19 protein-coding genes and 2 pseudogenes are annotated in these 23424 nt (G+C 61.1%); 20 read left to right on the forward strand and 1 reads right to left on the reverse strand.

The genetic code is table 11. The features are described from left to right. Positions 1–4: 4 nt before the first annotated feature. The 13 genes and pseudogenes from poxB (at position 5) to V1289_RS27355 (ending at position 13475) form a co-directional block, all read left to right on the forward strand. Entirely contained in the window at positions 5–1741 is a 1737-nt protein-coding gene (gene poxB / locus V1289_RS27295) for a ubiquinone-dependent pyruvate dehydrogenase (RefSeq protein ID WP_334400402.1), read from the forward strand. Positions 1742–1756: 15 nt separating this feature from the next. Beyond that, on the forward strand, positions 1757–3175 hold the full coding sequence (locus V1289_RS27300) for a cytochrome ubiquinol oxidase subunit I (RefSeq protein WP_334400404.1): 1419 nt from the start codon (positions 1757–1759) through the stop codon (positions 3173–3175). A gap of 2 nt (positions 3176–3177) precedes the next feature. After that, positions 3178–4161 carry a cytochrome d ubiquinol oxidase subunit II gene (cydB, locus tag V1289_RS27305; RefSeq protein WP_334400406.1) on the forward strand — a complete coding sequence of 328 codons (984 nt, stop codon included), beginning with the start codon at positions 3178–3180 and terminating at the stop codon, positions 4159–4161. A 27-nt stretch (positions 4162–4188) separates the two neighbouring features. Next, positions 4189–4932, forward strand: a complete 744-nt coding sequence (locus V1289_RS27310) for a (Fe-S)-binding protein (protein WP_334400408.1) — start codon at positions 4189–4191, stop codon at positions 4930–4932. Positions 4933–4961: 29 nt separating this feature from the next. Then, complete coding sequence (locus tag V1289_RS27315; protein ID WP_334407703.1) at positions 4962–6482, forward strand: lactate utilization protein B; 1521 nt, start codon at positions 4962–4964, stop codon at positions 6480–6482. After that, positions 6479–7090, forward strand: a complete 612-nt coding sequence (locus V1289_RS27320) for a LutC/YkgG family protein (RefSeq protein ID WP_334400410.1) — start codon at positions 6479–6481, stop codon at positions 7088–7090. Before V1289_RS27315 ends, V1289_RS27320 begins: the two co-directional genes overlap by 4 nt. 32 nt (positions 7091–7122) lie before the next feature. Continuing rightward, positions 7123–8763, forward strand: coding sequence for an NAD-dependent malic enzyme (locus V1289_RS27325; protein ID WP_334400412.1), 1641 nt, complete (start codon positions 7123–7125; stop codon positions 8761–8763). Between the two features lie 137 nt (positions 8764–8900). After that, positions 8901–9434 carry an FUSC family protein gene (locus V1289_RS27330; RefSeq protein WP_334400415.1) on the forward strand — a complete coding sequence of 178 codons (534 nt, stop codon included), beginning with the start codon at positions 8901–8903 and terminating at the stop codon, positions 9432–9434. A gap of 63 nt (positions 9435–9497) precedes the next feature. Continuing rightward, the gene (locus tag V1289_RS27335; protein WP_334400417.1) at positions 9498–10250 is read left to right on the forward strand and encodes a YoaK family protein; all 753 of its coding nucleotides are present in this window, start codon (positions 9498–9500) and stop codon (positions 10248–10250) included. A 20-nt stretch (positions 10251–10270) separates the two neighbouring features. Beyond that, positions 10271–12292, forward strand: coding sequence for an FUSC family protein (locus tag V1289_RS27340; protein WP_334400419.1), 2022 nt, complete (start codon positions 10271–10273; stop codon positions 12290–12292). Further along, positions 12289–12492, forward strand: coding sequence for a DUF1656 domain-containing protein (locus tag V1289_RS27345; RefSeq protein WP_334400421.1), 204 nt, complete (start codon positions 12289–12291; stop codon positions 12490–12492). The genes V1289_RS27340 and V1289_RS27345 overlap by 4 nt, the downstream gene beginning before the upstream one ends. A 240-nt stretch (positions 12493–12732) precedes the next feature. Further along, positions 12733–13095, forward strand: a pseudogene (locus V1289_RS27350) (efflux RND transporter periplasmic adaptor subunit); the annotation flags it as partial. Beyond that, entirely contained in the window at positions 13077–13475 is a 399-nt protein-coding gene (locus V1289_RS27355; RefSeq protein WP_334407705.1) for an HlyD family secretion protein, read from the forward strand. The pseudogene V1289_RS27350 and the gene V1289_RS27355, both read left to right, overlap by 19 nt. Before the next feature lie 925 nt (positions 13476–14400). Here the strand turns inward: V1289_RS27355 and V1289_RS27360 are convergent. After that, a complete protein-coding gene (locus tag V1289_RS27360) occupies positions 14401–14832 on the reverse strand; it encodes a DUF4345 domain-containing protein (protein WP_334400423.1) in 432 nt (143 codons plus the stop codon). Between the two features lie 310 nt (positions 14833–15142). Between V1289_RS27360 and V1289_RS27365 the strand changes: the two genes are divergently transcribed. From V1289_RS27365 to V1289_RS27395, 7 genes and pseudogenes are all read left to right on the forward strand, one after another. Then, positions 15143–15601 carry a (2Fe-2S)-binding protein gene (locus V1289_RS27365; protein WP_334400425.1) on the forward strand — a complete coding sequence of 153 codons (459 nt, stop codon included), beginning with the start codon at positions 15143–15145 and terminating at the stop codon, positions 15599–15601. A gap of 16 nt (positions 15602–15617) precedes the next feature. Then, positions 15618–17870 (forward strand): xanthine dehydrogenase family protein molybdopterin-binding subunit, encoded by a 2253-nt coding sequence (locus V1289_RS27370; protein WP_334400427.1) that lies wholly within the window; start codon positions 15618–15620, stop codon positions 17868–17870. 93 nt (positions 17871–17963) lie between these two features. Continuing rightward, positions 17964–18971 (forward strand): aldo/keto reductase, encoded by a 1008-nt coding sequence (locus V1289_RS27375; RefSeq protein ID WP_334400429.1) that lies wholly within the window; start codon positions 17964–17966, stop codon positions 18969–18971. Between the two features lie 130 nt (positions 18972–19101). Beyond that, a complete protein-coding gene (locus V1289_RS27380) occupies positions 19102–19635 on the forward strand; it encodes a TetR/AcrR family transcriptional regulator (protein ID WP_334400431.1) in 534 nt (177 codons plus the stop codon). A gap of 424 nt (positions 19636–20059) precedes the next feature. After that, a pseudogene (locus V1289_RS27385) lies at positions 20060–20986 on the forward strand (IS5 family transposase); the annotation flags it as partial. Next, complete coding sequence (locus V1289_RS27390) at positions 20958–22241, forward strand: tyrosine-type recombinase/integrase (RefSeq protein WP_334400433.1); 1284 nt, start codon at positions 20958–20960, stop codon at positions 22239–22241. The pseudogene V1289_RS27385 and the gene V1289_RS27390, both read left to right, overlap by 29 nt. Before the next feature lie 112 nt (positions 22242–22353). Next, positions 22354–23370 (forward strand): hypothetical protein, encoded by a 1017-nt coding sequence (locus tag V1289_RS27395; RefSeq protein WP_334400435.1) that lies wholly within the window; start codon positions 22354–22356, stop codon positions 23368–23370. Positions 23371–23424 lie beyond the last annotated feature (54 nt).

Below are 23424 nucleotides of genomic sequence, written 5' to 3' on the forward strand. Positions count from 1 at the left end.
AGTTGTGGCCAAAACAGTTGCTGACCAGTTTGCAGAAACCCTCGCCGCAGCCGGCGTGAAGCGAATCTATGGTATCGTCGGCGACAGCCTGAATGGCCTGACCGATGCGATCCGCCGCCAGGGCAAGATCGAGTGGGTCCATGTGCGGCACGAGGAGGTCGCGGCCTTCGCGGCCGGTGCCGAGGCGCACCTGACAGGAGAGCTTGCGGTCTGCGCCGGAAGCTGCGGACCCGGCAATCTGCACCTCATCAATGGCCTGTTCGATTGTCAGAGGTCGCGCGTGCCAGTGCTTGCGATTGCGGCACAGATCCCGACGGCCGAGCTCGGCGCCGGATATTTTCAGGAAACCCATCCGGAGAATCTGTTCAAGGAGTGCAGTCACTATTGTGAGCTGATCTCGGGAGCCAACCAGATGCCCCGCACTCTGGAGATCGCGATTCGGCAAGCGGTGGGTAATCGCGGCGTCTCGGTCTTGGTAATTCCGGGCGATGTCGCCCTTCAGCCCGCCGCGGACGCGCCGGCACCAAAAATGGCGGGCCTGCTGCCCAGCCAAGCTGTCGCGATGCCGACGCGTGCAGATGTCGATCGGCTCGCAGCGCTCCTCAACGGCGATGGCCGTGTCACCATGCTGTGCGGCTCGGGGTGCCAGGGCGCGCATGATGAGGTCCTTGCACTGGCCGATCGGCTGAAGGCCCCGATCGTGCATGCGTTCCGGGGCAAGGAGCATGTCGAGTGGGACAACCCGTTTGATGTAGGCATGACCGGGCTGATCGGCTTCTCCTCGGGCTACTACGCCATGCTCGATTGCGACATCCTGTTGATGCTCGGCACCGATTTTCCCTATCGCCAGTTCTATCCGCGCGGTGCGGGGGTGCGCATCGCGCAGGTGGATGTGCGGCCCGAACAGATCGGCCGGCGGGCGCCGGTCGATCTCGGCGTGATGGGCGACGTTCGCGCGACCCTTGAAAGTGTGTTGCCGCTCGTCACGAAGACGCGCGACCGCACCCATCTCGACCGGGCGACGGAACATTACCGCAGGGCCCGCAAAGAGCTCGATGGGCTCGCGGTCAACCGGCCCGGCCGCAAACCGATCCATCCGCAGCAGGTCGCCAAAGCGGTCAGCGATCAGGCTTCAGCGGACGCCATCTTCACCTGCGACGTCGGTCTGCCAACGGTGTGGGCCGCGCGCTATCTGGCTATGAACGGCCAGCGGCGGCTGATCGGATCGTTCTGGCATGGCTCGATGGCCAATGCGATGCCGCATGCGATTGGCGCGCAGACGGCGTTTCCGGGGCGGCAGGTGATCTCGCTATCGGGCGATGGTGGTTTCACCATGCTGATGGGCGATTTCCTCAGCCTTGCGCAGCTCGGCCTGCCGGTGAAGGTCGTTGTGTTCAACAACAGCGCGCTCGGCTTTATCGAGATCGAACAGAAATCCGCGGGCTTTCTCGATTTCGGCACCGAGTTCAAGAATCCGAACTTCGCCGCCATGGCGGAGGCCTGTGGCGTGCGCGGAATCCGGATCGAGGATCCCGCCGACGTCGACCAGGGCATCGCGGCCGCACTTGCCCATGACGGACCGGTGCTGGTCGATGCGGTGGTGAGCCGGACGGTGCTGCCGGTCCCGCCCGCCATTACCGCCGAAATGGCCAAAGGCTTCACGCTCTACATGGTGAAAGCCGTATTCAACGGCCGCGGTGACGATCTCGTCGATCTCGCTCAGTCGAACCTGTGGGCGTAAACCCGGAGGATGCAAATGGAAATAACGGCGCTTCTCCTGTCTCGAATTCAGTTTGCCTTCACCATCACGTTCCATATCATTTTTCCATCCTTCACAATCGGGCTGGCAGCGTGGCTTACCGTTCTTGAGGCATTGCGTCTTGCGACTGGCCGGCCGGTCTATCGCGTGATCTTCGACTTCTGGCTTAAAATATTCGGCGTGGCGTTCGGGTTGGGCGTGGTATCCGGGATCGTGATGGCATTCCAGTTCGGCACGAACTGGAGCGTATTGTCCAAAATGTCCGGGCCGATCCAGGGTCCGCTCCTGATGTACGAGACCTTCACCGCCTTCATGCTCGAGGCCAGTTTCTTCGGCGTCCTCATCTTTGGCCGCAGTCGCGTGCCGCCGTGGTTCTATTTGTTTTCAACCGCGATGGTGGCGCTGGGAACCACGTTTTCGGCGTTCTGGATCATGGTCAATAACAGCTGGATGCAGGTGCCGACCGGTTATGTCATCGAAAATGGCGCCTTCGTTCCAAACGACTGGACCAAGATCATTTTCAACTCGGTGGTCTGGTCGCGATTTCCGCACATGTTACTGGCTTCCTACCTGACCGGTGCTTTCTGCGTTGCCGCGACCGGCGCGTGGTACGTGTTGCGGAGGGAATATCACGCCGAGTCCCGCATCATGCTGCGCATGGGCCTTGGTCTCGCCGCTGTCCTGATACCGGTCCAGCTCTTCTTTGGGCATCTCTGCGGTGGCTACGTCAACACGTATCAACCTGCAAAAATGGCTGCGATCGAGGGACGCTGGAACGATGAGAAACCAGGTTCCGAAGTCTTGTTCGCCTGGCCGGACGTGGAGAACCGGCGCAACCTGTACGCGATCACGCTACCCTCGCCGTTCGGCAGCCTGATCGATTCCGATAGTCTCACCGCGGCGGAAACCGGACTCAACAGCATCCCCCCGGAGAACTGGCCGCCGGTGGTCATCCCGTTCTTCAGCTTCCGGATCATGGTGGGATGCGGCTTGGTGATGCTGGGGCTCGCCTGGCTCGGTACCTATCTGAATTTCAAGCAGCGCCTGGAGAGCAATCGTCTCCTGCTCTGGCTGACTTTCCTGAGTTTTCCGCTGCCCTTCGTCGCGATCATTACGGGCTGGTTCACCGCTGAAGTCGGCCGTCAGCCTTGGGTGGTCTATGGAGTTTTGCGAACCGCGGACGCCATGACGCCGTTCTTGACGACGCGCGCGGCGACCATCTCGCTCGTTATCTTTTGCGCGGTCTACGCCTTCATCTTCCTGTTCGGCACGTTTTACATCTACCGGCTCATCCGTACCGGTCCTGTTGGCAAGCTGTTCGAGGTCCCGCGTCTTGCAGTCCCCAACCGGCCGATGAGGCTGGCCAACGCAGATCACATTTTTCCCGAGCACAGCCACGCTGACGCTGGAGAATAGCCATGGTCATGTTTTGGGTCCTGCTTTTGGCCATCAGCATTTTGCTCTACGTGCTGCTCGATGGCGTCGACCTCGGCGTCGGCATGCTGTTCGGCTTGACGAACAGCGAAATCAGGCGAGGCGCCATGCTGAGCGCCGTCGCGCCGATCTGGGACGGCAACGAGACCTGGCTCGTTGTGACCGCGGTGATCCTGTGGGGAGCTTTCCCGGTCGTCTATGCCACGTTGCTGTCGGCGTTCTATCTCCCTCTGATCGTCATGCTGCTGGGCCTGATCTTGCGCGGTGTGGCGTTTGAATTTCGCTACAAGACGCAGCGGATGCGGTGGATATGGGATTTGAGCTTCGCCGGCGGATCTCTGATCGCGGCTTTTATACAAGGGCTGACGGTCGGCGTTCTGGTGGAAGGGTTGCAAGTCACGAGCGCCCAGTATTCCGGTGGTGACTTCGGCTGGCTCACGCCGTTTGCGGCGCTATGCGGCATCGGGCTGTGCCTTGGCTACGCGCTTCTCGGCGCCTGCTGGCTGCTGACGAAATGCGACGCCGAGGTTCGTGTTGTGGCGCGTCGGCAGATTCCCGTTCTCTCGGTCGCGGTGCAGGCGTTCCTCGTGCTTGTCTTCGTTTACGCGCTGGCCGAACACCTTCCAATTCTGCATCGCTGGATTGATCGGCCGTACCTGTTCGTATTCCCTGCGATTGGCGCGGTCGCCGCAACAGTGCTCGCGCTCAGCATCCTCAACCACAATGACCACTGGCCGTTCTACATGGTCGCGCTGATCTTCGTGTCGGCCTTCGGCACCCTCGCGCTGTCCTTTTGGCCCTACATCATCCCGGGCATCATCACCATCGAGGAAGCAGCCGCGCCGCAGTCCAGTCTCACGTTCATGTTCTGGGGTGGCGTCGTCGTCTTCCCCCTGATGCTGCTCTACACGCTCCTCAGCTACAGCGTCTTCAGAGGCAAGGTCGGACCAACAGCCGGACACTACTAATCGCGGCGTCAATTCGAGGAGGTACAAATGCGAATCGGGCTCTTCATCCCCTGTTACATCGACGCCTTTTTCCCAGGGGTCGGTATCGCGACACTCGAGCTCTTGGAGCGATTCGGCCACGATGTCGACTACCCGCGGGACCAGACCTGCTGCGGCCAGCCGATGGCCAATAGTGGATTCAACGCCGAATGCGCCGATACCGAGGCGCTGTTCGTGCGCAACTTCTCCGGCTTCGACTACGTCGTTTCACCGTCCGGCAGCTGCGTCCATCACGTGCGGGACAATTTTGACGCGATAGAGCAGACCGACGAAGTCAAGGAGGTCCGCGCGCGGACCTTCGAGCTGGTCGAATTTCTGCACGACATCCAGAAGGTCGACGCCTTTCCCTGGGCCCGATTTCCGCATCGGGTCGGCCTGCACAACAGTTGCGGCACGCTGCGCCGGCTTAAGCACGCGCTTCCGTCGGAGTTGCACGCGCCGTTCTTCTCCAAGCCCATCGACCTGCTTTCCAAAGTTGACGGAATAGAGTTCGTGCGGCCTGCCCGCCCGGACGAATGTTGCGGCTTCGGCGGCACCTTCTCGGTGTTCGAGGAAGTCGTTTCCACCAAGATGGGCTACGACAAGGTCCGCGACCATGCGCAGGCCGGCGCCGAATACATCATCTCGGCCGACAGCTCGTGTCTGATGCATCAGCAGGGCTGCGCCGAACGCATCGGCGTTCCGATGAAGTTCATTCACATCGCCCAGATCCTGAACGGAGCCAGCGCATGAGCACGATACGCGAGCGAATCCACAGCGCCATGCTGCATCCCGAACTGCGGGCCGAGGGCGATCCCGATGCCATCATCCGCGGCGGCCGCCGCCTTGATCACGCCGAGGGAACATCGAAGCCTCTGCGGCCGGCTCCCGAGCCACAGCCGCGGGGCGCCAAGGTCCGCGGCAACCGACCGATCGACCAGCAAGAGGCTGCCGCGCGCTTCATCGCCGCTACCGAGCACGAGAAGATGCATGACGAGAGGCTCTGGGATCTGCGACAGAAGCGCGACCGCGAGATGCACGGCATTCCCGAATGGGAGGAGCTTCGCTCCCTCGCTTCGGCGATCAAGGAGCACACGCTCACTCATCTCGACGAGTATCTCGACCAGTTCGAGGCCAATGCGCGATCGAACGGGATCCACGTGCATTGGGCACGCGACGCCGCCGAGCATAACCAGATTGTGCACGGCATCCTGCGCGACCACGGCGCGACATCGCTGATCAAGAGCAAGTCGATGCTGACTGAGGAGTGCGGCTTTCGGCATTATATGGCTTCCGTCGGGATTGAGGTGATCGAGACCGACCTCGGCGAGCGCATTCAGCAGCTTGACAACGAGGATCCAAGCCATGTCGTGGTGCCCGCCGTGCACAAGCTGCGCACCGATGTGGCGGAAGTATTCTCACATACGATCGGCACCGACCCTGGCAATAGCGACGTCCACTACTTGGCGGAAGCACAACGGGAGGCGACCCGCCCGCTGATTCTCAATGCCGACGCGGGCATGACGGGGGCCAATTTCGTGGTCGCCGAGACCGGGACCTTCGTCGTCTGCACCAACGAGGGCAACGCCGATTTGTCGGCCAACGTGCCGAAGCTGCATATCGCCTCGATCGGCATCGAGAAGATCATTCCCCGCCTGGAGCACCTGGCGGTGCTCGTCCGCCTCTTGTCGCGCAGCGCCCTCGGCTCGCCGATGACCCAGTACACCTCCCATTTCCGCGGACCTCGGGCGGGTGGCGAGATGCATGTGGTGCTCGTGGACAACGGCCGGTCAGAGCGCCTGGGCCTGGAGGAGTTCTGGACGTCCCTGAAATGCATCCGCTGCGGCGCCTGCATGAACACCTGTCCGGTCTATCGGCGCAGCGGTGGCCTGAGCTACGGCGCCACCTACTCCGGCCCGATCGGGCTCATCATCGATCCGACCTTTAACGCGCGGAAATACAGCAACCTGCCATTCGCTTCGTCGCTGAACGGCAGTTGCACCAATGTCTGCCCGGTGAAGATCAACATCCACGAGCAGATCTATGCGTGGCGGCGCGTTCTCGTGAAGCAGCACGAGGTGCCGTTCGCCAAAAAGGCCGCAATGAAGGCCGCCGGTGTGTTGTTGTCCCGGCCCGCTGCCTATCGCGCTGCGATCGCCGCTGCCGATACGGCGCTCGCCCATCTGCCTCGCTTCATCATCTACAACGGCCTCAACGCCTGGGGGAAGCACCGCGAGGTGCCGCATCCGCCCAAACAAACTTTCCACAGCTGGTATCACGCCAACCGGGGAGCGAAGCGATGAGCAGCCGCGACGACATCCTGGCCTCGATCCGAGCCAATCTGCCACGCGTGGACCGGCCGCTGCCTCACGTACCCCTCTTCGACGACGACCCGCCGGCGTCGCTTCTGTCTGCTTTCAAAGAAAGTCTGCACCGCATGGGCGGCATGCTCCTCGATCCGCCGGCCTCCGGCGACCTCCTGGCGCCGGTCCGGGCGAAGATCGTGGACGCTAGAATCGTGTGCTCTACCGTGCCGGAGATCGCGGGCAACCGGGATATCGCTGGGGTGGACGCGCCACGGGATCTGGCGGATGTCGATTTTGCCATCGTCCGAGCATCGTTCGCCGTCGCGGAGACCGGCTCCGTCCTCCTGAGCGATGCCGATCTCCGCATCAACGGGGTCGCCTACCTCGCGCAGCACCTGATCGTGCTCCTCGATCCCGCCGACATTGTCGTCAACCTGCACCACGCCTATCGCCGGCCCGAGTTCCGCGAGAGGCACTATGCCAGCTTCCACACCGGCCCATCCGCGACGGCGGATATCGAGGGTGTCCTTATCCACGGCGCACAGGGCGTGCGCTCGCTTTCCGTCCTGCCAATTGCGCGAGCAGCTGGCAACCCAACCCACTGAAGTCCAACCCACTGAAACAGAGGAGAAATCAAATGATACCGACCGCCAACACTCAGTCCCTTGATACCCCGTATGGCGTTGCGTTGCTGAACGACCCCGTTCTTAACAAGGGTACGGCGTTCACTCCAGACGAGCGCAAGCGCTTCGGGCTCGAAGGTCTTCTGCCGACCTCGACGGATACGCTCGACCGGCAGGTCGAGCGCGTGCTGGGACACCTCGACGGCAAGCCGAACGACCTTGAGCAATACATTTATCTTGTCGGCTTGTCCGATCGGAATGAGACCTTGTTCTATCGCACGGTTATGTCCGATCCGGCGCGCTTCATACCAATCCTCTACGACCCGACTGTCGCCGATGCCTGCCTCGCCTTCGGCCACATCTATCGCCGCGCGCGAGGCATGTATATCACACGCCAAATGAAGGGACGGATCGCCGAAGTTCTGCGCAACTGGCCGCAGCGGGATATACGTTTCATCTGCGTTTCTACAGGAGGCCGCATCCTCGGCCTCGGCGATATCGGCGCCAACGGCATGGGAGTCCCGATCGGCAAGCTGCAACTCTATACAGCGTGTGCGGCGGTCCCTCCAGAGTGCCTGCTGCCGGTTCTGTTCGATATCGGCACGACCAACGAGGCGCTCCGCGCCGATCCGCTCTATCTTGGCTCACGTGAGAAGCCCCCGTCCGATGAGGAACTGGACGAACTCGTCGAAGAATTTGTCCAAGCGGTGCAGCAGGTCTTCCCTGATTGCTGCATCCACTTCGAGGACTGGAAGGGCACCGATGCGATCCGATTGCTCAACCGCTACGCCGACAAGATACTATGTTACAACGACGACATCCAGGGTACAGCCAGCGTCGCGCTTGCTGGACTAACGACGGCGTTGCAGATCATCAACGCTCCGTTGACTGACCAGCGTATCCTGTTCCTGGGCGCCGGCTCGGCCGGGATAGGAATCGCCAAGTTGATCGCCGCAGCCTTGCAAGACGAGGGGCTGTCCCAGGATGAAGCGCGCAGCCGCATCTCCATGTTCGATGTCGACGGGCTGCTGGAGCCATCTCGCGCCAGCCTGTCGGAAGCGCAGAAAGTATACGCGCACAAGGCGGCGCCTTCGAAGGATCTCGTGAAAACGATTGAGACGCTGAAGCCAACGATCCTGATCGGCGTCAGCACCAAGGGTGGTGCGTTCAACCAGCGTGTTGTCGAGGCTATGAGCAAGCTCAATGAACGGCCGATCATCTTCGCGCTCTCCAATCCCACGGACAAGGCGGAGTGCACGGCCGAGCAGGCATACACCTGGTCGAAGGGCAAAGCGCTGTTTGCGGCCGGCGTGCAATTCCCGGACGTGACGCTGAATGGCAGAACTTACCATCCCGGTCAGGCAAACAATTTTTACATCTTTCCTGCGGTCGGACTCGCAACCTACGTGACGCGTCCGCAGCGGATCACCGACGAGTGCTTCATCGTCGCCGCTCAGGCCTCCGCCGATCAGATCGGCCCAGACCTCCGGGCAAAGGGCATGCTATTTCCGGGCCAGGACAACATTCTGGAAACGGAAATCACAACCGCCACCCGCGTGGCCGAGTTCATGTTCGACGAGGGCTTGGCTCAGGTGAAGCGGCCGCGGGACATCCGCGCGTGGATCGAGGGGCAGCTCTACAAACCTCAATACTGACGCATGTCCCAGGGCGGCCGGCGGTGGCCGCCCTGCTTTCTCGCGGAGCGCGAGCTCACAGTCTCGACTCTACGGGCTCGCAGGAAGCAGAAGACCGCTCATCCCGGAGTGAACCAGTACGATCGCGGAACGCAATCATGCCGCAAGCGAAAAACCCAAAGCTATCTTCGTGGGATGTCGTCTATGCCCTCAACATGGCGATAGCGTGCCTCATCACTTATTGGATCATGACACATACCCTGTCTCGATTTGTCGACGAGTCTTCCGACTTCTTGGGCGGAATGTGGGCGGTAGTCGCCACCGTGTTCGTCTTCAGGGAAACCCGTCTCCGGAGCCTGTCTGCCGGCATCGCACGCCTAATAGCCACATGCGTCAGCTTCGCACTGTGCTTGCTCTACCTCTTGCTCTTCCCGTTTACCCCGGCGGGGATGGCAGCATTAATAGCCCTCGGTACATTGGTAATGGCGCTGTTAGGTCGGCGTGACGACATCGTCACAGTGGGAATAACGACGGTCGTTGTCATGGTCGTCGCAGCAATGAGTCCCGCGGACGCCTGGCAGCAGCCGTTGCTGCGTCTTGCGGACACTATGGTGGGAATCGCAGTAGGTGTTGCGTGTAGATGGGTCGGTTCATTTCTGTTTTATAAGTGTGTCGGAGAACAGGCGCCATGATCGTGCCGCACGCCAGGCATTGGTCGGCGCCGGAGCGTCGCTCCGCAGACCACGGTTAGGCACATGTCGGAGACAGTTGGACGCCGGACGCCCCGGTTCCGGACGTCGTTGGTGGAGAACTCGCTCAATGCGAAGTTGCTTCCGATCGTGCTCAGCGTTATCGCGGGAAGCGTGGACGCCATCGGCTTTCTCGGACTTGGCGGCCTGTTCACCGCACACGTTACCGGCAACCTTGTCATCCTTGCCGCGCATCTCGTCAGCGGCAGCGGCGCGCCTGTCGCGTCGATGCTGTCGGTCCCAGTGTTTGTGGCGGCGCTGGGGTTGACGAGACTGCTGGCCGGTGCCTTGGAGAGGATCGGGTTCGCCTCGCTGCGACCCCTCCTTCTGCTGCAGTTCCTGCTGCTGGCCGGCTTTTTCGTCCTGTGCGCTTCCGCCGGCCCGCGCATCGATCCGGACGCAACGAAGGCGATCCTTGCGGGCATGCTCGGCGTCTCGGCGATGGCCGTGCAAAACGCGCTTGTACAGATCTCGCTGAAAGGGGCGCCGTCAACGGCGGTCATGACGACCAACATCACGCGTTTCATGATGGATGTCGGTGACGTGATGCTCGGGCGCGAGCCGGCTGACGTCGCCAAGGCGCGCGACCGGGCGATGCGCACCTGGCCGACGATCGTCGGCTTCGCCATCGGTTGCGGCTTGGGGGCGACATGCGAGGCGGCAATCGGCCTTAGGTCCCTGGCTTTGCCTGCAGGGCTAGCACTGCTGGCGGTTGCGATGGGGATGACTACTAATCTCGAGGGAGGCCGCGATACATGAACCGGGCTGGACTTTGGGCCATGAATTCGGCTCAGGCCTACCGAGCGGTTGCGGGCGCGTTATGCTCAGCGGGTCCGGCGCTACTCTTCGGATTGCGCCTTTGGGCCGCGGTCTGCCTCGCACTCTATGTCGCGTTTTGGCTCGAACTCGACAATGCATACTGGGCCGGCACTTCCGCGGCGATCGTCTGTCAGCCTAGTCTCGGCGCTTCGCTGCGCAAAGCCTCGTTCCGCTTGATCGGCACCGTGGTTGGAGCGGTAGCGATCGTGGTCCTGACGGCATGTTTCCCACAAAGCCGCATCGGTTTCCTCGTGGGTCTTGCCGTCTGGGGCGCTGCGTGCGGCTTCGTCGCCACCATCCTGCGCAACTTCGCCTCGTATGGGGCGGCACTCGCTGGCTTCACGGCGGTAGTCATCGCCAGCGATCTACTCGGTGCGACCGGGGGCGTAAACGGCGAGGCTTTCACGTTGGCCGTAACCCGGGTCAGCGAGATCTGCATCGGAATTGTCTGTGCGGGTATTGTGCTGGCCGGAACCGATTTCGGCCGGGCGCGGGGCCGACTTTCCGCCCAATTCTCCGCCCTCTCCGCCGAGGTCATCGCTGGACTGTCCGGCACGCTCGCCGGGCTGGGTGGGGAGGAGACGCGATCGGCTCGGCGGGATCTCATCCGGCGCGTGATCGCGCTCGACCCGGTCATCGACGAGGCGATCGGCGAAACCTCGGACCTGCGCTATCGCTTGTGGGGATTGCAGGCGGGGGTTGGAGGCTTGTTCGCCGCTCTGTCGGGCTGGCGCACAGTAGCCAATCACCTCGAGCTTCTGCCGATTGACCAGCGTGAGCGTGAGGCAGACGTCGTTCTGCGAAGTCTGCCTTGGGAGCTGCGCTTGGCGCCGGGGCAGCGCGAAGCGACACGCTTGACAGCCGATCCTCCTCGCTTGCGCAGGGCCTGCGCGGCCGCGGTAAGGGCTCTGGTGGCGCTGCCAGCCGACACGCCATCGCTGCGACTTCTAGCCGACGGGACGGCGGAGGCGCTGATCGGCATATCGCGTGCGCTCAATGCAATGATGCTGTTGACCGCTTCGGAGCAAGGCGTTCCGCAAGCTCGCGTGGTTCAGCTCCGTGTACCCGATTGGCTTCCCGCTCTCGTCAACGCGACGCGCGTGTTCATCGTGATTAGCGTTGTCGAGCTCTTTTGGCTTGCTACCGCATGGCCGAGCGGAGCCTTGGCCGTGACCTGGTCCGCGATCTTCGTCATCACGTTCTCGCCGGCCGCTGACCAAGCCTACGCCAGTGCGAAGAGCCGCTTAGTGGGCATCAGTCTGGCCGTCGCTCTCGCGGCGATCGTCAAGTTCGCGGTGCTCCCGGGTAGCGAGACTTTCGTCAGCTTAGGGATCGCGATCGGTCTGGTGTTGATACCTGCAGGTGCACTTTCAACTCTACCCTGGCAGGCGGCAATGTTCGGAGCCATTGCATCCTGGTTTATTCCGCTCGTCGCACCAGAGAACCAAATCACCTACGACACTCAACAATTCTATAATTCTGCTCTGGCAATCGTTGCGGGAGCAGGCGCCGCGACACTCGCCTTCCGTTTGCTGCCGCCGCTATCGCCGGAGCTCCGAACCCATCGGCTTCTGGCACTTTCGTTGCGGGATCTACGCCGCCTGACGACGGGGCCGATTCCGTGGACGGCAAATGAATGGGAAGGCAGGGCATATAGCCGCCTCTCGGCGCTGCCTGAACAGGCCGAGCCATTGCAGCGCGCGCAGCTCATGGCCGCCCTTTCAGTAGGGACCGAAATCATTCGGCTGCGCCGTATCGCTCACCGGTTCGATCAGGATGCCGAGCTCGACACGGCATTTGATGCCTTGGCGAGAGGCGACAGCTCAGTTGCGACCGAACGCCTTGCCCGGCTCGATCAGAGGCTGGCGGCTATGCCCGGGCGGGGAGCGCGGGTCAGGCTGCGGGCGCGCAGCAGCATTCTCGCGATGTCGGAGGCGCTCGCTCAGCATGCCGCTTATTTCGATTCAGGAGCGGCACGATGAGTTTTGCCGAAGTCGATCTGTTTGGCGTCTACGTCGCCCCCATTTCATTGATGATGGCGGCAGCGTGGGTTGTCCTGTTCGCGCTGCGCCGGGCGGCGGACCGTTTCGGTTTGCTGCATCACGTCTGGCACCCGGCGCTGTTCGATTTCGCGTTCTACATAATCATCCTCTCGTCCATCGTACTTATTGCCGCGCGTTGAGGGGGGCTGATGTCGAGCATTGAACTGAAATCAAAGCACGCCAGGCAAGGCGATGGACACGGCGTTCCGCGTCGCGTAGCGAGCGACCGCGACAATATCAAGTCGCGCATCCGCGTCGCTCCATTACTCATCACGCTGGGCACGGTCGCGGTTGCAGCCGTACTCGCTTGGACAACGTGGCAGACGTACATGGGTGCGCCCTGGACCCGCGACGGCACAGTGCGGGCCTATGTCGTCACCATGGCGCCGGAGGTGGCCGGACGAATCATCAAGCTGCCGGTTGCGGACAACCAGTTCGTGCACAAGGGTGACGAACTGTTCGAAATCGATCCGGCCGACTATCGCATCGCCCTCGAGCAAGCGGAGGCCCAGGCGCAGCGCGATGGCGCCGCGCTCGACTATGCCCGCGCGAACGAGAACCGAAAAGCCAGCCTCGCGAAGGAAGGCTGGGCCTCGACGGACATCTACCAGCAAACGACCAGCACACTGCATCAATCGGAGGCGATCGTTGCCTTGGACAAGGCCGCTATTGCCAAGGCGCAGCTCGATCTCAGGCGGACTGTGATCCGTTCTCCGGTGAACGGATATGTGACCAATTTGCTGGCGCGACTTGGCGACTACGCCACCGTCGGTCAACGGCTAATCTCAGTCGTCGACGCCGATTCTTTTGGGTCGATGGCTACTTCGAGGAGACCAGTCTCGGCAGGATCCATGACGGCGACCCGACAACCGTCAAACTAATGGGCTACAGCCAACTCGTCCATGGCCACGTCGACGGCGTAGCTCGCGGCATTAACGTGCCAAACGCTCAGCCGAATCAGGCGGGACTCGCCTCGGTAAATCCGATCTTCACCTGGGTGCGGCTTGCGCAGCGCGTGCCAGTGCGCATCCACATCGATCAGGTGCCGGATGGCGTCCGCCTCGTGGCTGGGATGACGGCCACCGTGCAGATCGATCCTCACCCGCGCGGGCCCCCTCAGTAGCTGGTCGGCGCACCCTCAAACGGTGATATTTGCTACGCCCTGAAACTAGGGGCCAATCTGGTGGAACCCCAATAGTATTCGGTTCTCCTTCTCGACCGCGAGTGCACCAGTTATCGGAAGTGAAGTACTATGGCCAAATTCATTCAGCCACGGGGAAGCGCGCCATAAGCGTGATCGGCCAAAAATTCGTCCCGGCGGTTAGACCGGGGCGGCGAGTGAGTTATAACGAAAGTGGTTGCGGGGACACGCAACCATCTCAAATTGCTATTCGAGGCCGCAGCGTGACTGCTATTGCCAGAAGCTGTATTCCTGCGCTCCGAAGGCAAGGTCACAGGTTCGAATCGTGTCGGGTGCGCCAGTTTTTCTTTGTTTACAACGCGATATGCTGGCCCAGCCTGAGACTTCAGTTCTGCTTCATTCGCGCGAGTGAGCAATTGGCAGAAATCGTCAGCTCATGCAGGTAGCGTGGCAACTGATGTGTCGGTCGGAAATCTCGCTATTCTGAGAACAATGATCGATCCTATCGCAGAAACGCTTCGATCTCGCGTCGAAACTTCAAAATCGTCTGGCCCGTGGCCACCAGTCTATTGGAAATGCCGGCCGAGGTGTCACTAGCTCGGAGGCCTGGCCGGCACAATCGGAGGCCATGCTCGCAACAAGAGGCAAGAGCGTGCACATTACCAACGCCGGAGTTTCGGGTGATACCAATGCCGGAATGTTGAGCCGGCTTGATTCTGCTGTTCCCGACGGAACCAAATTTGTGCTGCTTGATCGATTCGGTGGCGGGTGGAATGCGCGGAGGTTGGGAAAAGGAAGCCAGACAGCAAGGTTTGAGGCCTGTCTCGGGCTAACAAATAATATCAAGCCTGGCAGGACGTCAGAAGAGGGCGGTTCGGCATGCTCCACTAAATCTTTGTCGTAGTGCCTACGCAACTTGCGAACGGACACGAAACCAAAGCATCAGGAAAATAATGGGAAGCACCAGTTCGATCACCATCAAAAAAACGAAGAATGGATGCGGTGGTCCGACTTGGAAATAGGATAGGGCGCGACCTGCTCCACCAACGAAAAATGTCGCCGCTAACAGCGGCACGTAATGAAGCATCGCTCGCAGGTTTCGGGCTACAGCGATCAGGATGAAACCGTATGCTCCCCAGAGCGCCGCGTAGAATCGCAACTCGCTATCCATCGTAGGCGGCCACGCGCCGGTGACCGGATAGTTAAGCCCCGTAAGTGCGTTGAAAAGTGCCTCGAAACTGTTTGCCGTGTCAGCTGGACCATGAAGCAAGATCGATAGGCAAATGCAGACGGCGACGAGACCGAGAGCTGCGAGCAGCAACCGGAGTGTGAGGACCATAAACCCGGACTTTCCATTGTGATGACCTCTGAATGCTACTCGTTGCGCGCAGCCCGGCTATGCCCTGCGCGCGGGTGGCGTGGCGAACGAGTCCTTTTCGACACCGTACCTCTATCTCCGGTCTGGAAGGGCAGCTGCCCGTCGGAAATCCGCTACGGGCTCTAGTGGAACGCCACTTGATCGGCCGAGGTCGAGTGAAGTTCTACGGGCATCGGTGCGCCCTCCCTCGACCGGTCCCGTCAGCAACATGTTTGACAAATTAGGTCTATTGTGTCTATATCGTATTTGACGTCCCTTCAGGATTGATGAGATGCCATACGATCTGACGGTCAACGGGCAACACCAGAGCGTCGACGCCGACCCATCGACGCCGCTGCTGTGGGTGCTGCGCGACCATCTGGGAATGACGGGCACGAAATATGGCTGCGGCATCGCCCAGTGCGGCGCCTGCACCGTCCATATCGACGGCACCCCGACGCGGTCGTGTCAGGTGCCTCTCGAAGGCGCGGCCGGGGCCAGCGTCACGACGATCGAGGGCCTGTCGCAGGATTCAAGTCATCCGCTGCAACGACTATGGATCGAGATGAACGTGCCGCAATGCGGCTATTGCCAGTCCGGCATGCTGATGGCGGCGGCGGCGTTGCTCAAGACTACTCCCAATCCCACCGACCAGGATATCGACGCCGATGTCGATAATATCTGCCGCTGCGGCACCTATCCGCGCGTGCGTGCGGCGATCCACAAAGCCGCCGCCGGATCGAAGGACTGAGGCCGAGATGGGAACCATGCCCACGATCAGCCGGCGTCAATTCATCGTCTCAACCGCGGCGTTCGGCGGCGGCATGGCCCTGGGCGTCGTCTCGGCTGACTCTGCTGATGCGGCCTTCCTCGGCCCCGTTCCTTGGGGCGAGACGGACGCTCTGCCGGGCGCCGAATTCACGCCATGGATTTCGATCGGCGCCGACGACATCGTGACGGTGCGGGTGGCGACGCCCGAGATCGGCAACGGCGCGATGACCCAGACACCGATGCTGGTGGCCGAGGAGTTGGCCTGCGACTGGGACAAGATCCGCGCCGAATTCGCGCCGACCAGTCGCGATTATCGCGAAGATAGCGTTTACAGCAAGAACGACCCGATAACCGACTATTTCAGCGGCCGCTCGACGAACAGCGAGCGCATGAAGCTGATGCTCCAGGTCGGCGCCAGCGCCCGCGAGCGGCTGAAGGCCGCCGCCGCCATCGAATGGAAGGTGCCTGTCGCGGAAATCTCGGCCAAGGACAGCGTGCTGACCCATACGCCGACCAGCCGCACGCTGCGTTATGGCGAGATCGCCGCCAAGGCTGCCGCGGTGAAGCTTCCAGTCGAACCCACACCCAAGCCCCAGAGCGAATGGGTGCTGCTGGGCAAAGCTTCGCCCGCCAAGCTCAACATCCCGCAGATCGTCAATGGCAGCATGATCTACGGCATGGATGTGCGGCTGCCCGGCATGGTCTATGCCGCGCTTCGCCAATCGCCGGTCCATTGCGGCAAGGTTAAGAGCTTCGACGCCGAAAAGGCCAAGGCGATGCCGGGTGTGCTTGCGGTGGTCACGGTCGACCCTGACGAGCCGCGCGGGCTTCCGGGCAAGAGCGGTGCGCCCCTCGGCTATGACGAGACCCATGTGCGCGCCGCCATCGCGGTGATCGCCGAGCATTACTGGCAGGCGGGCAAGGCGCTCGACGCGATCCAGATCGAGTGGGACGACGGCGACGGAACGCAGTGGAAAACGACCGAGCAAATGGTCGACGCGTGCCTTGCCGCGCTGGAACGGCCGGCGGACAAGGTCGAGAAGCAGACTGGCGATGTCGGGCTGATCGACAAACAGGACAAGATCGTCGAGGCGACCTATGTCACCCCGTTCTCCGACCAGGCGCCGATGGAACCATTGAACGGCACCGCCCTGGTGACGGCCGACCGGCTCGATGTTTGGCATCCGGCGCAGCAATCGAAGCAGGCCTTCTGGGTCGCCGCCGATGAGTCGGGCATGGACCCGGCCAAGGTGTACTTCCATCAGACCTTCGTCGGCGGCGCGTTCGGCCGCCGCATCTTCGGCGACGATCTGAGGATGGTCGTCGCCATAGCGAAGAAATTCCCGGGCCGCCCGGTCCATACGATCTGGTCGCGCGAGGAGCAGACGCGTCAGGGCAAGTATCGTCCGCTGGTGGCGGCAAAGCTCAGGTCCGGGCTAGACAAGACCGGTATGCCGGCGGTGTTCATCGCCAGCCAAGCCGCCAAGGGGCATTTCCCCGTGCTGGCCGACAGCCCCTATGCGCTCGGCTGCATCCCCAATGTCCTGGTCGATGCCAGATTGCTGCCATTCCATGTCGTCACCGGCTCCTATCGCGGGCCGGGCTACAATTCCTACGCCTTCATGGTCGAGACGTTTATCGACGAATGCGCGCTGGCGGCGGGCGTCGACCCGCTTGAATACCGGCTGAAGCTGCTGGCAAACTGGCCCGATCCTGGCTGGGCCAAGGTGTTGCGCGAAGTCGCCGACAAGTCGGGCTGGGGCAAGAGCCTGCCCAAGGGCATGGGGCAGGGGATCGCGATCGCCAATTGGGGCATGAACGGCAAGCCCGAGGCCGGGACGACGGTCGGCGTCGTCGCCACGGTTGAGGTGACCAAAAGCGGCATATTGAATGTCCAACAGCTGGACGCGGCGTTCGATTGCGGTCGTATCGTCAATCGCGACGCGGTGCTGAACTTGGCGCAGGGCGGGGCGATCTTCGGGCTCAACATGGCGCTGAACGAAGAGGTCAACGTCAAGGATGGGCGGATGGTCGAGAGCAATTTCGACCAGTATCAGATCCTGCGCACCGGTGACACGCCGCAGGTGAATATCCATTTCGGCGGCCTGTCCGGCCATGACCGCTTCTCCGAACTGGGCGAGCCGCCGGTCGGCCCGGTCGGCCCGGCGGTCGGCAATGCTATCTTCCGCGCCATCGGCAAGCGCATCCGCTCGACACCCATCCGCAAGCACGATCTGACTTGGGCTTAGCCGCTCGGATTCAAACAGGCATACGGTTGGCCATTGTTCACTTCAGGAGATCGGTCAGTGGAATTACGCAGACTTGGCACTTCGGGATTGCGCGTGAGCGCACTCTCGCTCGGCGCGATGACATTCGGAGCGTCGCAGACGAACCTGAAGGGGGTCACGTCCTCCGAAGAAGAGGCGCGGCGGGTCTTTGATCGCGCGGTGGAAGCCGGGATCAACCTCGTTGATACCGCTAACGTCTACACTGAAGGGCGCAGCGAAGAACTGACGGGTGAGTGGGCAGCCGGCAAGCGGGACCAACTGCTCATTGCAACTAAATGCCGCTTCCCCATCGGCTTCGGGATGACTCACAAACCTGGGCCGCACGATTGGGGCCTCTCGCGCAAGGCGATCATGACGGCTTGCGAGGGATCTCTTCGCCGCCTGAAGACGGACGTGATCGACCTCTATCAGGTGCACATGCAGGACAGAAACGTTGCTATAGACGAGACACTGCGGGCGCTGGACGACCTCGTGACAGAGGGGAAGGTTCGGTACATCGGTTGCGCCAACTACGCGGGGTACAGCCTTGTCGAGTCGCTCTGGGCCGCGGATAGGCTCCAGACCCACCGCTACGAATCCATCCAACTCCAGTGGTCGCTGGTCCGGCGCTCGGCCGAGCGAGAACTCATTCCTGCCGCGGCGGCGTTTGGGCTCGGCGTGCTCGTTTGGTCTCCCCTCGCGCGGGGCTTTCTATCCGGAAAATACCAGCGCGGCCGACCGGCGCCGGCGGGATCTCGCCTCGACGTACATCAGGATGATCTCCGAGCCTTTGACGACGAGAAGAACTGGAACCTGCTCGACGTGGTCGGCCGAATTGCGGAACAGCATGAAACCACTCATTCCGCTGTGTCGCTCGCCTGGCTTCTTGCTCGCCCACAAACGTCCAGCATCATCGTCGGCGCGCGGACCGAGGCGCAACTCGAGGACAATCTGCGCGCCCTCTCCATCAAGCTCACCAGCGCGGATCTCAAAGAGCTGGACGAGGCATCACGCCCGGACTGGGATTATCCATGGGACGTTCTCCGCAATGCCGAAGCGGGCGACGCGCAGCTCCTGACTTGACGAGCTGCACGGACAATCCGACGGCGATGCCGAGCGCCTGGCGCGGCATCCGATTTCGTCAAAGCGGGGCTGACCGATGAACGTAAAAAGCAGCAGGGCGCCAGGCTCGGCACAGCGCGAGGCCATTCTCGTGGCCGCGACAGCGATCTTCCTGCGGTACGGCTTCAAGAAAACATCCATGGATGACGTCGCTCGGGCAGCGGGAGTCTCCCGGCAAGGCCTGTATCTCTATTTCGATACGAAAGATCGCCTGTTCAGCGAGGCTCTTCAACATCTAATGTCGCACCTGATCTCCGCCGCCCGCGCAGCGGCGGAGGACGGGAACCTCAGTCTCAGGGATCGCCTGCTGGGCGCCTTTGAGGCCGTGCACTGCAGCGCGTTTCACAACGCGTCGCGAGAGGATGCCCTCGAACTGCTGCAGTCAGCGCAGTCTGCCGCCGGCACCCTCCTTGTCCAATCGGAGCGGGACCTGATGGGGATTGCAGCCGCTCTACTCACGGAGGCGGGCGTCGCGGACCGCTGGGAGCAGGCCGGCGTCACGGTCGCCGAACTGTCAGAGCAACTCCTGATGAGCGCCAAGGGCATCAAGGCTTCCGTAGACACGCTCGCCGCCTATCGCGAGAGAATGCTGATCGCCATTAGGATCGTGATGCGTGGCCCGTAAGACGACGCTGCGGGACGAAAATCCAAAAATCGATAAGCCCCTGATTTCATTGGCGCACCCGACACGATTCGAACGTGTGACCTTTGCCTTCGGAGGGCAACGGTTGGTGCATTGCCCGTGCTTACCGGAAATGGCTTGGCATTACCAGAGGCAAGTTATAGGCTCTATTTGGGCTGATCTAGGGGCAGCGGTCGTTTCCCGACATTTCCCCGGTTTTCCGGCCCATGCTTACCCGGTGCTTACCTGGCGAAAAATGGCCAATTTGACCAAGTCGTCCGTGAAGAATTCCCAAGTCGTTGATTTAGAATCTGGAAACGGCAGGCTGAGGCAATCGAGTTTGCCGGGAATGGGGTGTGCGGAAGGGGATTCCTTGCAAATTTGATTTGTGATTCACTCGCCTTTGAGTGTTTTGGCGGGGGACCAGATGCGGCCACCGGAACGGCGTGAGACGGGTGAGCAGGATCTGTTCCGCTCTCGGCTCGATCAGATCATCGACCTGAAGCATCCGCTGGTGGCGCTGGGGCGCACGGTGGATTGGGGATTCCTGGAACGGGAGTTTGGGGCGGTCTACTCGGATGATCCGGGCCGCCCACCACTGCCGACGCGATTGATGGCGGGGCTGGCGATCCTCAAGCACACCTACGACCTGTCCGATGAGGTGCTGTGCGAGCGCTGGGTCGAGAACCCCTATTATCAGTTCTTCTGCGGCGAGGAGTTCTTCCAGCATCGGCTGGTGTTCGATCGCTCGTCGCTGACGCGCTGGCGCAACCGGATGGGCGAGGCGCGGCTGCAAGCGTTGCTCCAGGAAAGCTTGTCGGTTGCCACCAGGACCAAGGCAATCAAGCCGTCCGAACTGTCACGGGTGATCGTCGATACCACGGTGCAGCCCAAGAACGTGACGTTCCCCACCGATGCCAAGCTTCTGAACCGGGCCCGCGAGAAGCTGGTGCGGCTGGCGAAGCACCACGGGGTAGATTTGCGTCAGTCCTATGCGCGGGTGGGCAAGTTCGCCCTGATCCAGCACCAGCGCTATGCCCACGCCAAGCAGTTCAAGCGCGCCAATCGGTTGCTCAAGAAGCTGCGCACCTATCTCGGCCGCGTCATCCGCGACATCGGTCGCAAGATCGAGGGCGACAGCGGGCGTGAAGGGACGTTCGCACAGCTGTTATTGCTGGCGCGGCGCGTGCGCGAGCAGAAGCAACATCAGCGCGGCCGGAAGGTCTATTCCCTGCATGCGCCGGAAGTCGAATGCATCGGCAAGGGCAAGGCTCATCGGCCTTACGAGTTCGGCGTCAAAGTCTCCGTCGCAACCACGATCAGCCATGCCAAGGGCGGCCAGTTCGTCACCCACGTGGACCAAAAGGAGTGTCGATGCTGCGAAAGCCAACGGGGCCGATCTGTACCTTTGGGACGACGATCTGCCCGGTTTTGGGCTCCGGGTTAAGAAAAGCGGCGCCAAGTCGTTCATGGTGCAGTATCGCAACGCGAATGGCCGCAGCCGCCGCCACACTCTAGGCCGCTATGGCGTCTTAACGGCAGAAGAGGCACGCAAGGAAGCCAAACTGGCACTGGCGCAGGTAGTCAGGGGAGCCGACCCGGCGGAGAGTCGCAAGCTCGCCCGCGGCGCCATGACGATCGAGGAACTTTCCCGGGAATACTTGGTCAAGGCGGAGGCGGGCCTGATCCTCACCCGCCGCGGTGAGGCCAAAAGCTCAAGCACGATCTATACGAACATCGGCCGGATCAACCGACACATCATTCCCCTGATCGGGAAGCGGACGGTCAAGGATTTCACAGCTATCGATGCTGGGAAATTCCAGCGTGACGTGATTGCCGGAAAATCCGCAACCGACGTGAAGACGAAGTTGCGGGGGCGGGCAATCGTTACCGGGGGCAAGGGGACGGCAGCCCGGACGACGGGGTTGCTTGGCGGGATCTTTAGCTACGCGGTTAGTGAGGGTTACCGGCTCGACAATCCCTGCAATGGCATCGTGCGTCCAAAGGACGGAACTCACGAATGGCGCATGGATGACGCCGGCTATCGTCATCTCGGCAAATGTCTCGCCGCTGCAGAGGCCGCCGGACATCATTGGCAGCGTTTGTTGGCCAGTAGGGCAGCAACGTTAACGGGCTGTAGACTGAACGAGATCGAGGGGCTGCTCAAAACGGAAGTGGATAGCGCCGGCATGGCGCTCCGCCTGGGCGATACAAAGACCGGTAAAAGCATTCGCCCGGTTGGATCCGCGGTGATGGAGGTCGTGAAAGCAGCTTCAGCCAAATCCAAATATGTCTTCCCCGCAATCACGACCAACGCCAAGCATCATACCGGCCTAACCCGGTGGCTCCAAAAAATAGCGGGCAAAGAAGTGCCCGGGATTACAAGCAACGGCTTGCGTCACTCTTTCAGTTCGACCGCGGAGGATCTTGGCTATTCGCTTCCAACCATCAAAGCTTTAGTCGGCCACTCCCGCACGAGCGTGACCGAGGGCTATATCCATAAGATCGATTCTGCGTTGTTGGCTGCGGCTGACCGAATCGCGCAGCACATCGACGACGCAATGACAGGACGGAAAGCAAACAAAGTGATCCAACTTCGCAAAACCTGAACAATCGGTGCGGTTTGGGTAGCTCCCGAAAGCTGGTCCGCACCCGCCCGCCGCACCGTCCACATGCAGAGCGCAACGCAGCGATGCAAACAATAACGCGGCCGTGCAAACAATGAAGAGAAAGCAGAAGAAGTCTAGCCGGCCGCTGCTGCGGAAAGTACAGCCGCTGAAATACGACAGAACGGACTTCAGGTCCGAAGCAACGAAAGCCGCAATGACAGTCAATTCTAATGATCGGGCGACCAAATCAGAAACACCGATGCGAGAAATCACGTTCCCGATTTTTGCGTATGTGGATCGCATGAAGCTAAAAGCGCAGCCCGGATCGACGAGTCGCGAATCTGCAAAGATCATGTTCGAGATTTTGGCCAAAAAGAAGATACCCTCCCGCAAGGCGAATGATGCCGCATTGAAGGCGCTAGACGCCGCGGCAGATCATCGACTCGCGGAATCTCGATTCGCGCAACGGCAGAACGCTAAGGAGCATGAGACCGGTCGCTTAGACGAATTGATTGAAATATTCAAAAAACTAAACGCTGCAATCTCGGAGCTGCCTACAGCTGCCAAATCGATGATAAGCGTTCGGACCGCTGAAGTAACAAAGGATGGCAAATTCGACACCGAAACATTCATCGAATTGGTGAATTGTATTGCGGCTTGCCTACCTAAGCTATCGCCCCAAAAAAGCGCAGCAGACGCGCTTGTCGCGCTTCATGCTGATGGCTCGTCAAAGCACTCGCTGCCAGTCATAATGCTGTGGGAATCGATCCCGCCTCTTATACGCACCAATGTGGAACAAAACCTTGAGAGGAGGCTGCGGCTACGAGGCATCGAACTCTTGCGCCTTTTTCCCGATCTACTCGATAAATTCCGACCCAAGAAGCGCATGGGTGCGCCTCCATCGATACATTTTGCGTTTGCGCTAAAGATTGAACGGATATGGCTAGAGTTGGGTTTGAAAAGCGGCCGCCAGTACGATGGCTGTAATGGCCGTCACCTAAAAAGCCCGTTTGTCCGCTTTTGTGAAGCTGCACTCGCTGCTGTCGGGACGGAGGGAGCGATCTCGAATCGTCAAGTCGGCAATCTAAAGAAGCGTAGGCGGACACCGCCGCGTACCGGGCCGAAATAGCTCGCCGTCGTCGCTCCTGCAAACCGGCCACGTGCCGTTTGGACAGATCCGCGA

The organism is Bradyrhizobium sp. AZCC 2289, from assembly GCF_036924615.1.
Classification (GTDB): Bacteria; Pseudomonadota; Alphaproteobacteria; order Rhizobiales; family Xanthobacteraceae; genus Bradyrhizobium.

Excerpts from the sequence above, each read along its gene's own strand:
- V1289_RS27300 (WP_334400404.1), top strand. The coding sequence starts at position 1,757 with ATGGAAATAACGGCGCTTCTCCTGTCTCGAATTCAGTTTGCCTTCACC.
- cydB (WP_334400406.1), top strand. The coding sequence starts at position 3,178 with ATGGTCATGTTTTGGGTCCTGCTTTTGGCCATCAGCATTTTGCTCTAC.
- V1289_RS27310 (WP_334400408.1), top strand. The coding sequence starts at position 4,189 with ATGCGAATCGGGCTCTTCATCCCCTGTTACATCGACGCCTTTTTCCCA.
- V1289_RS27315 (WP_334407703.1), top strand. The coding sequence starts at position 4,962 with ATGCTGCATCCCGAACTGCGGGCCGAGGGCGATCCCGATGCCATCATC.
- V1289_RS27320 (WP_334400410.1), top strand. The coding sequence starts at position 6,479 with ATGAGCAGCCGCGACGACATCCTGGCCTCGATCCGAGCCAATCTGCCA.
- V1289_RS27325 (WP_334400412.1), top strand. The coding sequence starts at position 7,123 with ATGATACCGACCGCCAACACTCAGTCCCTTGATACCCCGTATGGCGTT.
- V1289_RS27330 (WP_334400415.1), top strand. The coding sequence starts at position 8,901 with ATGCCGCAAGCGAAAAACCCAAAGCTATCTTCGTGGGATGTCGTCTAT.
- V1289_RS27335 (WP_334400417.1), top strand. The coding sequence starts at position 9,498 with ATGTCGGAGACAGTTGGACGCCGGACGCCCCGGTTCCGGACGTCGTTG.
- V1289_RS27340 (WP_334400419.1), top strand. The coding sequence starts at position 10,271 with ATGAATTCGGCTCAGGCCTACCGAGCGGTTGCGGGCGCGTTATGCTCA.
- V1289_RS27345 (WP_334400421.1), top strand. The coding sequence starts at position 12,289 with ATGAGTTTTGCCGAAGTCGATCTGTTTGGCGTCTACGTCGCCCCCATT.
- V1289_RS27360 (WP_334400423.1), bottom strand. The coding sequence starts at position 14,832 with ATGGTCCTCACACTCCGGTTGCTGCTCGCAGCTCTCGGTCTCGTCGCC.
- V1289_RS27365 (WP_334400425.1), top strand. The coding sequence starts at position 15,143 with ATGCCATACGATCTGACGGTCAACGGGCAACACCAGAGCGTCGACGCC.
- V1289_RS27370 (WP_334400427.1), top strand. The coding sequence starts at position 15,618 with ATGCCCACGATCAGCCGGCGTCAATTCATCGTCTCAACCGCGGCGTTC.
- V1289_RS27390 (WP_334400433.1), top strand. The coding sequence starts at position 20,958 with ATGCCAAGGGCGGCCAGTTCGTCACCCACGTGGACCAAAAGGAGTGTC.
- V1289_RS27395 (WP_334400435.1), top strand. The coding sequence starts at position 22,354 with ATGAAGAGAAAGCAGAAGAAGTCTAGCCGGCCGCTGCTGCGGAAAGTA.